The 13,231-nt window shown below is 66.8% G+C and carries 15 protein-coding genes; 4 read left to right on the forward strand and 11 right to left on the reverse strand.

Annotated features, from left to right (window positions below; translation table 11 throughout):
* Positions 1-164: 164 nt before the first annotated feature.
* A complete protein-coding gene (locus K340_RS0120360; RefSeq protein ID WP_029138058.1) occupies positions 165-1,415 on the forward strand; it encodes an ATP-binding protein in 1,251 nt (416 codons plus the stop codon).
* A 111-nt stretch (positions 1,416-1,526) separates the two neighbouring features.
* Positions 1,527-2,543, forward strand: coding sequence for an LLM class flavin-dependent oxidoreductase (locus K340_RS0120365; RefSeq protein ID WP_029138059.1), 1,017 nt, complete (start codon positions 1,527-1,529; stop codon positions 2,541-2,543).
* Between the two features lie 43 nt (positions 2,544-2,586).
* Here the strand turns inward: K340_RS0120365 and K340_RS0120370 are convergent, their stop codons facing one another.
* Genes K340_RS0120370 through K340_RS0120380 form a run of 3 tightly spaced genes read right to left on the reverse strand, consistent with a single transcriptional unit; the run spans position 2,587 to position 3,879 of the window.
* Positions 2,587-3,048, reverse strand: coding sequence for an SRPBCC family protein (locus tag K340_RS0120370; protein ID WP_029138060.1), 462 nt, complete (start codon positions 3,046-3,048; stop codon positions 2,587-2,589).
* Positions 3,041-3,427, reverse strand: coding sequence for an ArsR/SmtB family transcription factor (locus K340_RS31900; RefSeq protein ID WP_051267028.1), 387 nt, complete (start codon positions 3,425-3,427; stop codon positions 3,041-3,043). Before K340_RS31900 ends, K340_RS0120370 begins: the two co-directional genes overlap by 8 nt.
* Positions 3,424-3,879 (reverse strand): SRPBCC domain-containing protein, encoded by a 456-nt coding sequence (locus K340_RS0120380; RefSeq protein WP_029138061.1) that lies wholly within the window; start codon positions 3,877-3,879, stop codon positions 3,424-3,426. The genes K340_RS31900 and K340_RS0120380 overlap by 4 nt, the downstream gene beginning before the upstream one ends.
* 108 nt (positions 3,880-3,987) lie before the next feature.
* Between K340_RS0120380 and K340_RS0120385 the strand changes: the two genes are divergently transcribed.
* Positions 3,988-4,677 (forward strand): cupredoxin domain-containing protein, encoded by a 690-nt coding sequence (locus tag K340_RS0120385; protein ID WP_029138062.1) that lies wholly within the window; start codon positions 3,988-3,990, stop codon positions 4,675-4,677.
* 161 nt (positions 4,678-4,838) lie between these two features.
* Here K340_RS0120385 and K340_RS0120390 read toward each other — a convergent pair whose 3' ends face one another.
* From K340_RS0120390 to K340_RS0120420, 6 genes are all read right to left on the reverse strand, one after another.
* Positions 4,839-6,035: an ATP-binding protein gene (locus tag K340_RS0120390; RefSeq protein WP_029138063.1), complete on the reverse strand. Its 1,197-nt coding sequence runs from the start codon at positions 6,033-6,035 to the stop codon at positions 4,839-4,841.
* A gap of 411 nt (positions 6,036-6,446) precedes the next feature.
* Positions 6,447-7,607, reverse strand: coding sequence for an ABC transporter permease (locus K340_RS0120395; protein WP_029138064.1), 1,161 nt, complete (start codon positions 7,605-7,607; stop codon positions 6,447-6,449).
* Positions 7,604-8,266: an ABC transporter ATP-binding protein gene (locus K340_RS31905; protein ID WP_211229564.1), complete on the reverse strand. Its 663-nt coding sequence runs from the start codon at positions 8,264-8,266 to the stop codon at positions 7,604-7,606. The genes K340_RS0120395 and K340_RS31905 overlap by 4 nt, the downstream gene beginning before the upstream one ends.
* Positions 8,267-8,296: 30 nt before the next feature.
* Positions 8,297-9,373 (reverse strand): peptidoglycan-binding protein, encoded by a 1,077-nt coding sequence (locus K340_RS0120405; RefSeq protein ID WP_154674383.1) that lies wholly within the window; start codon positions 9,371-9,373, stop codon positions 8,297-8,299.
* A 64-nt stretch (positions 9,374-9,437) separates the two neighbouring features.
* Positions 9,438-9,761: a hypothetical protein gene (locus K340_RS0120415; protein ID WP_029138067.1), complete on the reverse strand. Its 324-nt coding sequence runs from the start codon at positions 9,759-9,761 to the stop codon at positions 9,438-9,440.
* Positions 9,762-9,852: 91 nt separating this feature from the next.
* Positions 9,853-10,293, reverse strand: a complete 441-nt coding sequence (locus K340_RS0120420; protein ID WP_154674384.1) for a hypothetical protein — start codon at positions 10,291-10,293, stop codon at positions 9,853-9,855.
* A 70-nt stretch (positions 10,294-10,363) separates the two neighbouring features.
* Between K340_RS0120420 and K340_RS0120425 the strand changes: the two genes are divergently transcribed.
* The gene (locus tag K340_RS0120425; RefSeq protein WP_154674385.1) at positions 10,364-10,675 is read left to right on the forward strand and encodes a hypothetical protein; all 312 of its coding nucleotides are present in this window, start codon (positions 10,364-10,366) and stop codon (positions 10,673-10,675) included.
* Here K340_RS0120425 and istB read toward each other — a convergent pair whose 3' ends face one another.
* Positions 10,676-11,473, reverse strand: a complete 798-nt coding sequence (gene istB, locus K340_RS0120430) for an IS21-like element helper ATPase IstB (protein WP_029138070.1) — start codon at positions 11,471-11,473, stop codon at positions 10,676-10,678. It abuts the gene before it with no gap.
* Entirely contained in the window at positions 11,470-13,074 is a 1,605-nt protein-coding gene (istA, locus tag K340_RS31910) for an IS21 family transposase (protein WP_456093907.1), read from the reverse strand. Before istA ends, istB begins: the two co-directional genes overlap by 4 nt.
* Positions 13,075-13,231: the final 157 nt, after the last annotated feature.

Below are 13,231 nucleotides of genomic sequence, written 5' to 3' on the forward strand. Positions count from 1 at the left end.
CGGCGACATATTCCTCGAGGGCCAGACGCCCGAGCTTCGACACCGTCAGCCCCTCCCGCTCGGCACCGCGTTCCAACGGGTTGGGCTCCGCGTTTCAACGGATTGAGCTCCGCGTTTCAACGGATTAGGCTCCGCGTTTCAACGGGTTCGGGTAGCATCATGCCATGTCCTCCCTGGTCAAGCGCCACGTCGAGCACCTAGCGCGCGAGCTGATGGCCTACAGTCCTGGGCTGATCATCGAGGGCGCACGGCAAGTCGGCAAGAGCACGCTGGCGGGCCAGTTGGTTGACGGTTCGGATGCCCTCATCGTCACCCTGGACGATCAGCAGGTCCGGTCGGCGGCGGCAGAAGATATGCCGGGCTTTCTGGCGCAGGCCGGTCGACGCACCATGGTGATCGACGAGATCCAGCGTCTGCCGGAGCTGACCCTCGCCGTCAAGTCGTCCATCGACTCCGACCGCACAGCCGGCAGGTTCATCCTCACCGGGTCCGCTTCCCTGCTGCGTGCGCGAGGACTCGCCGACAGCCTCGCCGGCCGGGTACTGCGACTTCAGTTGTACGGGCTGTCGCAGGGCGAGCTGCACCCTCGCAACGACGACTTCGCGGCCCGCCTCACCGCCGACACAGACCGGCTACCTGAGTACCGCACCACCACCACACGCGCGGACTATGCAGCGCTCATCGGACGCGGCGCTTACCCAGAAGTCCAGGATCTGCCGGAAACTGCTCGGCGGCGCTGGTTGGACTCCTATCTCGACCGGATCGTCCGGCGCGACCTCGCCGACCTTCGCCGGGAAATCAATCCGGCACGCACAGAGTCGCTGTTGCGGGCGTTGGCCGGCAACCAGTCCGGCGAACTCGTGAAGGCGCGGCTGGCGGCTGCCACATCAATTCCTGCAAGCACGGTAACCAGCTATCTTGATCTCCTGCACGACGTAGGACTGTTCACAACGATCCCGCCGTGGACACCGAACCTCGCCAAACGCGAAGTCGGGCGGCAGAAGAGCCTGATCGTGGACTCTGCCCTGGCCACCCGTCTCGCCAGGGTGACGACCGATCAGCTGCAGCGTCTCGATCATGGCGAAGCATTCGGCGGTCTTCTTGAGGGATTCGTCGGCGCCGAGTTATTGCGTCAACAGACCTGGACTGCGCAGGAGTTCCAGCTGTTCCACTACCGCGATCGGGACGGACTCGAGGTTGATTTCGTCCTGGAACTCACCGGCGGCCAGGTCATCGCCATCGAGGTGAAGGGATCAACCTCGTTCAACCGCAACCAGTTTCACAGACTCAGAGAAATCAGGGAACGGTTTGGCGACCGGTTCATCGCCGGCATCGTGCTGAACACCGGTACCACCGGCTATCGCTACGGCGACCGCCTCTACGGGCTGCCCGTCGACGCACTGTGGTCGCTGTGAACGGCAGGAGATCACCGCAACGCCGACCGGGCTCGGGCACCGTCAGGGCCGACGGGCCGACGGAGCCCACGACGCGGGAACAACTCGGTGACCGAAACGATTGAACCGGGCATGAAGAAGATCGGGTTTCTCTCGTTCGGACACTGGACGCCGTCACCGCAGTCGCAGACTCGCACGGCGGCAGACGCGCTGCTGCAGTCGATCGACCTGGCCGTCGCGGTCGAGGAACTGGGCGGTGACGGCGCCTACTTCCGGGTACACCATTTCGCCCGCCAGCTGGCTTCCCCGTTCCCGCTACTGGCGGCGGTCGGCGCCCGCACCAGCCGGATCGAGATCGGCACCGGCGTCATCGATATGCGGTACGAGAATCCGCTGTACATGGCCGAGGACGCCGGCGCCGCCGACCTGATCGCCGGCGGACGACTGCAGCTCGGCATCAGCCGCGGGTCACCCGAGCAGGTCGTCGACGGCTTCCGGTACTTCGGGTACCAGCCCGAGGGTGACGACCACGCCACCATGGCCCGCGAGCACACCGAGGTCTTCCTCGACGCGATCGACGGCAACCGGTTCGCCCAACCCAGCCCACGGCCGATGTTCCCCAACCCGCCGGGCCTGCTGGGAATCGAGCCCCAGTCGGAGGGCCTGCGGGAGCGGATCTGGTGGGGCTCGGCGTCCGACTCGACCGCCGCCTGGGCGGCCGAGCATGGCATGAACCTGATGAGTTCGACGCTCAAGGAAGACGAGTCCGGCGAGCCGCTGCATGTCCAGCAGCGCAAGCAGATCGAGGCGTTCCGCAGCGCGTGGACCGCGGCCGGACACTCGCACGAACCGCGGGTGTCGGTCAGCCGATCGATCATGCCGCTGGTCGACGAGCTGGACCGCGCCTACTTCGGGGTCGCCGGCGGCGACTCCGACCAGATCGGCGCGATCGACAACATGCGGGCGGTCTTCGGGCGCACCTACGCGGCCGAACCTGACAAGCTGATCGAGCAACTCCGCGGCGACGAGGCGATCGCCGCCGCCGACACGCTGCTGCTGACCGTCCCCAACCAGCTCGGCGTCGACTACAACGCGCACCTGGTGGAGAGTGTGCTCACCCACGTCGCTCCCGGCCTCGGCTGGCGCTGACGCCGGCCTGCGCCAGCCGATTCCGGGCCGGAGCTGGGGCGGATCAGTCCGGGAAGGCGACGTGCACGTCGCGCGGCGACGGCGCCCCGGTTCCGGTCTCCACCAACGACTTCAGGCTCATCAGGTACGTTGCCCACTTGGTGCTGCAGTGGTACATGAACTCGACCGGCTCCCGCCAGCCCTCATGCTTGAACATCACGATGGTGTACTCGCCGTCCTGCCGGAGGTTCCAGTCGACGGTGGTGTCGATCCACTCGGCCGGGCCGTCGACCACCCGCCACCTGACGTGCTTGCCCTGGTCCAGTTCCTCGACCCGCATGTCGAAGCCGCCCGGCGGGAAGCGGAAGGCGATCACCCCGCCCACATCGGGATCGCCAGTCGTGTCGTCCGTCCACCAGCCCGCCAGGCCCTCGATGGTGGTAATCGCGTCGTAGACCTTGTCCGGCGAGTCGGTGAGAACGCCGACGCGGTGCACGATGTCGAAGCCGCGCGTGCTGTCATCCATTGCTGTCTCCTTCTTTCCGTGGTGATAGTGGTGGGGTGCGGCCGCCGGTGCGGCCACGTTCGATCGCCTCGGCGATCTGCTTGATGCGGCGGAGCCGGCCGTCCCAGGCGTCGCCGACGGCGGCCAGTTGAGCGACCGCCCTGGCCAGTTGCGCCTGGTCGACCTGGTAGCGCTTCTCCCGACCGACGGGTGCGGCATGCACCAGACCGACCCGGTCCAGCACCGCCAGGTGTTTGGCCACCGCCTGCCGGGTGACCGGCAACCGGTCGCTGAGTCCGGTCGCGGTCCCTGAGCCGTCGGCGAGCAGCAGGTCGAGCATCCGGCGTCGGGTGGGATCGCCGACCGCGGACCACAGGTCGTCGTCCACGGCGGTGCTCATCGGACTCGACCCGCCACGGCCGGCGCGTAGGTCTGCAGCCGGGGCAGGAAGATGTCCCAGCCGCGCTCGTGATCGAGGAACTGCTCCTCGAGAACCGCTGCCTCCCAGCCCTTCTCCCGCCACCCGGTCTCGCTGAACCTGAGCAGGGTGCCGCCGCCGGACGGTTCGAGTTCGAAGGTCACCTGCAGTGAATTTCCCTCGGCGGCCACCTCGCCCTCCGGCGACACCCAGCGAAACGAGAACCGGCGCGGCGGATCGACATCGACAACGGTGAAGCCCGCGACGTGCACCCGGTCACCGAAGACCAGCTCCCCGGTCCCCCCGGGCGTCGGGTCGAGCGTCACCTCGTCGGGCCACCAGTGCCGCAGGTGTTCCGGTTGGCTGACGACCTCGAACACCACCTCCGGTGACGCGTCGATCTGCAGTTGACGCTCCAGTACTCCGTGCTCCACGACTGCCTCCTAGTGCAACGTTTGGTTGCACATCACTGTAGGGGACGATCGGGACTGACGCAACCCTTGGTTGCATTAACGTCGGTCCGGGAACCTAGGGTGTGGAACATGGAACTGCCGTCATATTGGCTGCGCCGGCCGAATTCTCCGCGACATCTGCCGTCCGAAGAGGCGATGGATCGGCTACTCGACCGGATCCTGGCCAGCCCCGGCGGGGGCCCGATCGACTATCAGCTGGACGTGCCGAAGTGGCGGTTCCTACAGCACGCCGTCGACCGAGAAGGCCTGGTGCTGCACGGCTCCAGCGATCCGGCCCTCACCATGCTCGAGCCGCGGCAGCCGTCAGACCCGCTCGAGTTCAGCGACCGGAACGCGGTGTTCGCCGCCGCCGACGGCATCTGGCCGCTCTACTTCGCGGTCGTGGACCGCGCTAGGCACCGGATGCGGCTGCTCAACGCTGCCATCCGGGTGCTGTCCCCCGCCGGCCCCAGCGACCCGTACTACCTCTTCTCCATCTCGGCCGGGGCACTGGCCCAGCGACCGTGGCGCACCGGCACGGTCTACCTGCTGCCGGGCGAAACCTTCGAGCCACAGCCGCCGATCGACGCCGGCGGGCGGCGCGTGCAGGTCCTGCAGTCGGCCAGCCCCGCTCCGGTGCGGCCGATCGCAGCGCTCTCGGTGGATCCGACGGATTTCCCCTTCCTGCATCAGATCCGCGGACACGACGACGAAGTGCTCGGCGCGCGGATCGCCGCCGACCCGACCGGGTTCCCCTGGTTGCAGCACGGCGATGAGTAGCACGTCGGTCCGCCGGCCTTGCGGGAGAGTGGCTCAGACTGACCCGCATCGCGCCGCGCATCGTCGATGTCGAGGTCATGAACGTGGTGCGGGACCAGTACTTGCGCATCGAGGTCCCCGAGTAGCGCCCCCGATCATCATCCGCCAGACGTCGGGCCCGCTCAACCGAGGTGTTGCGCCGACGCACTGCGGAATCGCTCGACCAGCGCCGATAGCCCGATCACACTGACGCCGTCGGACGTGGAATATTCCTCACCGCCGGCGTCCGGATGCACGACGAATCGCCGATCGACGGCGAGGTCGTCGCTGGCGCGGCGAAAACCGGCACGCGCTGATGGCGCCGTGGATCGCTTGACCTCGACCGCGATCGAGGGTCGTCCACCCCGGACCAGAACGAGGTCGATCTCATCACCACGCGCCGTCCGGTAGTGATACGGCTGCAGGCCGGAACCGCTTGCGGCGATGAGTGTTTCGACCACGAACGATTCGTAGCTACCGCCGACCGCCGGATGCCCGAGCAGCTCGTCGACGGTGCGAATGCCCAGCAAGGCATGGAGTACACCGCTGTCACGCAGATGGATCTTGGGCGACTTCGTCAGCCGCTTGCCGGTATTTGTCGCCCACGGCTGTAGGCGGCGGACCAGCAGCAGGTCGACGAGAAGATCCACATAGCGGGTCACGGTCGGGCTCGTCACCCCCAGCCCCTGCGCCAGCCGCGCGACGTTCAACAGGCCCCCGCTGTTGTGTGCCAGCATCGTCCACAACCGCCGCAGCGTCTCTGCTGGAATGCGCGGGGCGAACATCGGCACGTCTCGTTCCAGATATGAGCGGATCAGGTCTTCGCGCCACTGCATCGACGGTTCATCTGCCACCGACAGACTGTCGGGAAACCCACCCCGCAACCACACGGTGTCGGCGCCGATACCGACCTCCGCTGCCTCATCCACCGCGACGCCCGGCAGCTCTAGATGCGAGATGCGGCCCGCCAGGCTCTCTGAGGACATCCGCAGCAGATCGAGCGAGGCAGAACCCAGCAGCAGGAACTGACCGGTTCGATGCCCGGCGCGCCGATTATCGTCGATCACGCCACGCAGTACCTCGAACAGCGCCGGTACCCGATGCACCTCATCCAGGATCACGAGTCGGGACTGCTGGGATCTCAGGTAGGCGTCAGCATCGTCCAACCGTCGACGATCGGCTGGGCGCTCGAGATCCAGATACACCGCTCCGGGCGTGCGGTCCGCGATTCCTCTGGCCAACGTCGTCTTACCGATTTGACGAGGCCCGAGCAGCGCGACAGCGGCGAAGGACCCCATCCGCGCACGGAGCTCCGACTCGACGCGCACCCTAGGAATCATGCGTGCAAATCTAACACCAGTCGTTACATTTGCACGCGCAGGAGCGAGCGGCGCCCGGACGGGCGGCGTCACCGGCGTGCCCGGTACTGGCGGGGCTGACGAGGACGGCGCCGACGGGGGCGGGACTGACGGTCGCGGGACTGACAAGGGCGGGGCTGACGAAGACGCCGCCGGCGACGGCACCGTTGCCGAGGGCGGCACAGCCTGGCTTTGGAGGTAGGAACCGACACCGAATGCCGCCGGGAACCGACACCACCTGAGGCCGCGAATGACTGGAATGGCGGTGGGATTTGGCATCAGGCTAGAGCGGAGTGCTGATAGCTCAAGTCGGGTTGGCCGCAAAACTGCGGGGCCGGGACTGTCCGGCGGTGCCTGGATAGGCCGGACGGACGCGCGCTACTTGGCGCGGGCTTATGGGATGCGGAGGATGCGGACGGGGTCTCGTCGCGCGGCGGCCCAGGACACGGGTATGGCGGCGATGAGGGCGGCGGTGACGGCGAGGACTGCGACGGCGATGGTGAACGGCCAGCTGGGGGTGGCGCCGATGATCTTGGTGAGGATCCAGCCGGCTGCGGTGCCAACCAGGGCGCCGGTGAGCGCCGGCACGGCGACTTGGACGAGGACGAGTCCGATGATGGCATCACGGCCGGCGCCGAGTGCCCGCCGGCGACCGAAGTCACGTTTTCGGGCGGCGACGGCGGCGTAGGTGGACAGGGCAATGATTGCGATGCCGGCGGCGAGGACACCGATGGATTGGGCTCGTCCGGAAGATCCGAGTTCGCCGCTGATCGCGATGCCCAGATCGGCGAGTGTCTGCGAGGCGGTGATGGTCACGGTCGACTGGTCGTTGATGCCGAGTAGTTGGTGGAGGCTGTCCTTGACGGCGAGGACGTCGGAGGCTCGGTCGGCCAGCACGTACAGGGTGGTGATGCCGACAGCGTTCTGGCCGGTTGCGGTGCGGCTGCCGGCCAGGACGCTGTCGGGAGCTGGGTTGACCAGGATGTAGGGCGCGAGTTCGGCGAGGATTCCGGTGGGGGCGACCTGGCCGACAACAGCGGTGGGGTGGTCACGGTAGAGGATGGTGCCGGCCGGGTCGATGAGTCCGGTCGCGACCTGGCTGGCGGGGCTGACGACGGCCTCGCCGGGCGCGGGCCAGCGGCCCGTGGTGACCGGAAGATCGGGTGGCGCTGTGCCGTAGATGCTGCGGGCCGGGACGGCCCGCCCTTGCCCGTCCAGCAGGGCGAGGCTCGCGTCGCTGGCCGGCCCGAGACCGAAGGCCCAGGACACCTGGGACAACGCGCCTGCGCGGGTGACGAGCAGTCGGTCGAGGGTGCCGGTGGGTGCCGTGTACTGCACGGTGATCAGCCGGGTGCCGGCCTGTTCGATTCGCTGCGCGACTTGGCGTTCGGCGGCCGCGCCGCGGCCTGCGGTTGCGAATACCGCGACACAGAGGCCGGCGACGATGACGGCCAGGGTGATGCTCGCGCCCAGCGCCGACCTGGTGATCGCGATCCCTTCCCGGATCAGGGTTGCCGGTCGGGCCTCACCGGTGAGTTCCCGATGCGTGCTCACGCTGTGTCCGCCAGGTCCAGGTGCGCGGTACAGGCGATGGCGCGGGCCCGGTCGTGGGTGGCGACGATGACGGTGCATCCGGCTCGGGCCTGCTGGTCCAGGATGTTCCAGACCAGGTCCGCTGCGTCGGTGTCGAGGTTGCCGGTCGGTTCGTCGGCCAGGATCACCGGCGGGGATTTCACCAACGCCCGGCACAAGGCGACTCGTTGCGCCTGGCCGCCGGAGATTTCGCCGGGCCGATGTTCGGCACGGTGATCGATACCCAGTTCCTGCAACAGTTCCCGGGCTCGGGACTGGCGACGGTCGGCTGGCATGCCGGTGTAGACGGCTCCCTCCATCACGTTCGCCAATACGGTCCTGGACGGATCCAGCATCGCGTCCTGGAACACGAACCCCATCGTGCGGGAACGCATCTGGCTGCGATCGCGATCGGATCCGGTCGCAGCCGGGATCCCGCCGACGACCACATCGCCCTGTTCGGGTGCCAGCAGCAGTCCGATCAGGTACAGCAGCGTCGACTTGCCTCCTCCGGACGGCCCGGTGATCGCGGTGACGGTTGCCGGCTCGAACCGATGGTGAATGTCGGTGAGGACCGGCGGTTGGCGCCGCCGGTACCGGAACGTCAACCCCCGGACCTCGACCGGCGTCGGTTCGATCACGACGTGTTCCTGTCCGTCGTCATCCCGGGCTCATGATCCGGTCTCGCCGAACAACTGGATCTGCTGCCCGGGGTCCACCCCGCGAACTGCCGACAGGCCGCCGCTGGTGGCCAGGACGGTGATCGCCCGCTGGGTGCCGTCGGCGAGCACCACGGCGGTGGATCCGTCGGCCGCGCTCAGGATGCTGGCGACCGGAACCAACGGACCCTTCGTCGGCGGCACTACCACCACCGATGCCGGCACCGATGTCGGTCCCGGCACCGGCAGGCTGCCGCAGTCGTTACCGCAGACAGGTTTTCCGGACGTGTCGGTGACTGTCCACAACACGCCGCCGTTTTCGTGGTCCTGGGCGGATTTCGCGACGTGGCCCTCCCACGTCACGCTGCCGTGGGGGATCAGCACCCGGCCGTCCTGCGGAATCAGCGACGTCTGCTGCTGGCTCAGCGCAATCGTGAACGTCGGATCGCCGGTGACGACCGTCGCCACCGTCGACCCGGCCGACACCTGCGACCCCACGATGACCTGGTCGGGCACGACGACGCGTACCGGCAACACCGGGGTGAACGTCACCTGGCCCCGCCGCACCACGCCATTGCTGGGCAGTCCCACGTCCTTCTGCCATTGTTTGGTCGCCGCGACCGACGCGGCGTCTTGCACCCCGCTGACCTTGACCTGATACCCGAGGGTGCCCAGCATCCGCTGCAGCTGCTCGACATCGGCGCCCCGCACTCCAGGACCGATGTCGCGAAAGACCGGTACCGAGCCGACAGCGACGAACGACGGTTGCAGATCGACGCTGAGCAACCGGTCGCCGGCCTTGATCGTGTCACCCGAACGCACATCGATCGTGGTCACCGTCCCGGCCGCCGGCGACACCACCGGCCGACCCGAGGGCCACGCCACCGTCACCGACACATCAACGGAGCGCCCGACCTCGCCGGCCACCACGGTGTACAACGACGGCGTCGGCCGATCCAACGGATCCGCCTCCGGGCGGCTCACCGTCGTCCCGGCCCAGAACGCTGCCGCGCCCACCAGCAACACCAACACCAACCAACCGATCACCGCCCGATAACGGTGCGATCGAGAATCCGCTGCGGCGATCACAGTCCCCTTCCGACGGAACGGGGCGGCACCACAGCGGCGCCGCCCCGGAGTACGACGAACGCAGTCAGGCCCGCTCGCAACCTGCGTAGGTACCCGCGTCGTCGATGATCCCGCCAGTAACGGTGACCTTCCAGCCACCGCCACCCAACGTTCCGTAGTCCTTGTGGTTCGTGGTCACGCCGTCACTGTGGGAGAAGTTGACCCCTCCCGGCGCGTATCCGACTGAGCTACCCGATGTTCTCGACAACAGATACGACTGCGGAGTTGTCGAGCCGGGACAGTTCTTGGTGCCTGACTTGCTGACGGCAGCTGAGGCCACGCCGGTCCCAGCCAGGATGAGTCCGCCCGATGCGGGAACGACCACCATGGATCGCAGTGTCTTCTTCATGTCTGCTCACTTCCTTGTGTGCGACAACGGTTTCTTACATCCCAAACACGCGTGTTCGATAGGCGTTCCCTCCCTCTGCGATGGTTGCCTTCTATCCCACAACCTTGTTGGGGCACTTCGAGAGTCCAGTACCGATGTCCGACTCGGAAAGGCCGTTGAACACGTTCCAATCCGGCGCCCCGGTCTGTCGAGCGACGTCTCTGTAGGTCTCAAACGTCTGAGCCGGTGCCACGGAGAATCCGTTGTCGCTCAAACATTTCCACTGTGCACGCTGCATGTCGTAGTAGGCCCGCAACTGCTCGTCGGTGAAGTTTCTCGTCTGGATGACACCAACCTCGACCAGGCACTGATGCTGCACCTGTTCGAGCGTGGTGTTCTGATCTTTCGGCAGACCAGGAAAGGTCAACGTGCCGTCTTCCGCAACATCAACTGGCACGCCCTTCTTCCGGATGCACGCCGAATAGGCATCGATGTACTCCCGCTGTGTGCCTGTGAACGTTTTCAGGTCGGCGTCGTCCGCGACGGTCGTCACCCCGCCCCCATCGCCGCCGTCCGAGGTCGAGTCACTTGTCACCGCGGAGGTGGTCGACGTGCGGGGGGCCGTGACGCTGCTACGCACGCCTGAAGTCGCGCTGGGTGGATCCGTTGCCTGGGAGCTGACAGTGATTTCAGGTTTGCTCTGGAGTCCGCTCGCTGACGGGCTCGGCTGCTCGCTCGCCGAGTTCGTGCAGCCCGAAGTCAGCACGACCAGCATGGCAATGACGGCACCCGACCGAAACTTCAATCCCCGCACCTCCCGACGCCGCAAAAGCTACGCCGCAGAGCCCCGACCAGGCAAGAAGTTCCGCGTCGACTCAACCGGCCGTGACCAGATTGATATCTTGCGGCCGTCCCACGACAGGGTTGCGGGCTGATCAGCCAGCGGATGGTGTTGGTGCCGTCCGTTGGGTGTGAGCGAGGCGGTAGGAGTCGGTGCCGGTTTCGATGATGGCACCGCCGAAGGTCAACCGGTCGACGACAGCGGCACACAGGCGGGGGTCGGTGAAGGTCTTCGTCCAGCCGGCAAATGACTCGTTGGAAGCGATCGCAACGGACGCCTTCTCTTCGCGTTCGGTCAGAACCTGGAACAGGAGCTCGGCACCGCGGCGGTCCAGCTGCATGTAGCCGAGTTCGTCGATGCACAACAGGTCGACGCGGCCGTAGCGGGCGATCGTTTTCGACAGCACCATGTCGTCGGCGGCCTCGACGAGTTCGTTGGCGAGTTTGGTGGCCAGGGTGTACTTGACCCGGTAGCCGGCCATCGCTGCCTCGTTGCCTAGCGCGATCAGCAGGTGTGACTTGCCGGTGCCGGAGTCTCCGATCAGACACAACGGCTGGCCCTTTTTCACCCAGTCACACTTGGCCAGGGTGTGGATCAGCGCGGGGTCGATGTTCGGGTTGGCCTCGAAGTCGAACGCCCGCAGAGACTTCTCCCTGGGGAACTGGGCGGCCCGGATCCGCCGCTCGGACCGCCGCCGTGCCCGGTCATCGCATTCGGCCAGCAGCAACTCGGCGAGGAAGCCTCGGTAGGACATTTGCTCGGCGGCCGCACGGCCGGCCAGATCGGAAGACAGCGCACGGATGGTCGGTAGCCGGAGCATCCTGCAGGCCTGATCAACGGCGGCGTCGGCGGCCTCCTCGGTCAACCCGCGACGGCGACGGCTCGTGGTCATGATCGGCTTCCTCTGGAGGATTGGGTACAGCGGGACGAGCTGCTCTGTCCGCGGCGCAGCAACTGGTCGTACTTGTCCATGTCGGGCAGTGACCTGGTATCCGGTGGTAGCTGGATCGCGCGGAGGCGCCGTTCGGTCAACGACGACACCGCCGGCCCCAGAGCGCTCCTCCCGGGCGGCTCAGCGGTGATGACCGGTTCTTGGTCGGTGATCTTGCGGGCCTCCAGAGCGACCGCGTCCGCAGTGAGGGCGCCGACGCGTAGTGCTGCGGCGATACCTTCAACGACGTGCTGGTGGGCCATGTGCCGATGCAGCAGCAACACCTCGATCAGTGCCCGAGTGCCGTCAGCATCGCCATGCGCTTTGCACGCCGCGGCCCACCAGGCATCGTGGACCGGGGTGAACTTCCCGGCGGCCCGGGCCTGTTCCAACGCGGTCGCTCCCGGAAATGCCCCAGGCTTACGGATCAGCACCTCCAAGTAGTGGTCAAGGTCCAGCCGGACACCGCCCTTGGACACCAGCCGCTCATGGCGCGCGACCACGGTGCGGCCGTCATAGACCTCCAGCTCCGATGCGTGCAGCAACACCCGAACCTGGCGGCCGACCAGTCGCGAGGGCACCGAATAGCGGTTCATCCGAACCATGACCTGGGCGTAGCGGTCCACCCGCGGGCAGAACCAACGGCCCGTCTCGAACGGATCAGAGGGCAACGGGTTCAACATGGATTGTTCAGCGGCGAAGGCCTGCCCGATGGTGTGGGTCCGGCCCCCGATCCGGCGGTCGTCATCGGCGCGGTCGTACTGCTCGATCAAGGCATTCAGCTCGGCCAGCGAGTCCACCTCCGGGATCGGAACCAGGTGGTTGCGGCGGAACCAGCCGATCTGGCCTTCCACCCCTCCCTTTTCGTGCGCCCCGCCGATGCCGGGCTGGCAATAGAACGCCTCGATACCGAAGTGGGAACGGAACGCGATCCATCGCTCGGCCTCCACCCGCTGCCGGCTGAACCCGATCACACTGGCCACCGCAGCCTTCAGGTTGTCGTAGCGGATCTTCCCGCTCGGCACGCCGCCAAGCACATCGAAAGCGTGCACATGGCCCTCGAAGAAGGCTTCCTGGCCTGCCGTCGCCGACACCCGGTGCACCGACTTCCCCGAGTACGACAGCCGCAGACAGAACAACGCGCATTTGACCAACTCGCCGCGAAGACGCACCACCAACTCGCCGAAGTCGACCTCGCCCTCGCGCCCAGGAACATGCGTCTGCGGCACGAACACCGCCGCAGGGTCGCGGCCCGCCTCAACCCGGATCTCCTTCCGCCGGGGCCCGACATAGTCACGAACCATCCGATACGAGATCCCCGCAGCGTCGCGCTCATCCAGGAGGCGATCGAAGATCCGTTTCGCGGTATGCCTCTGCTTACGCGGGGCATCCAGGTCGGCCCGCAGCCACCCGTCAACCACCTCCACGAACGGATCCAGCTGGGAGCCCCGTGGCGGAGGTTTCTTCCGCGGCTGCGGCCAAGCCGACCCTAACCTCGTGCTTTCGTCGAGGTAGCACCGCTGGTGTGTGTTGATCATGAAGAAAGGTGCTCTGACCTGCAAGGATTGGTCTTGTCTAGGGACCGTCCGTGCTGAAGATCAGGAGCACCTTTCTGGTGTCGAACTCTACCTCGTTGTATCCGCGGGTCCGCGTTGATCAGAGGGCGTCGGGTGTGGTGTCCCACGCCGGCGGGGTGATGTTGACCGAAACCGTGCGGCG

It is taken from the genome of Nakamurella lactea DSM 19367 (assembly GCF_000426645.1).
Taxonomy (GTDB): domain Bacteria; phylum Actinomycetota; class Actinomycetes; order Mycobacteriales; family Nakamurellaceae; genus Nakamurella; species Nakamurella lactea.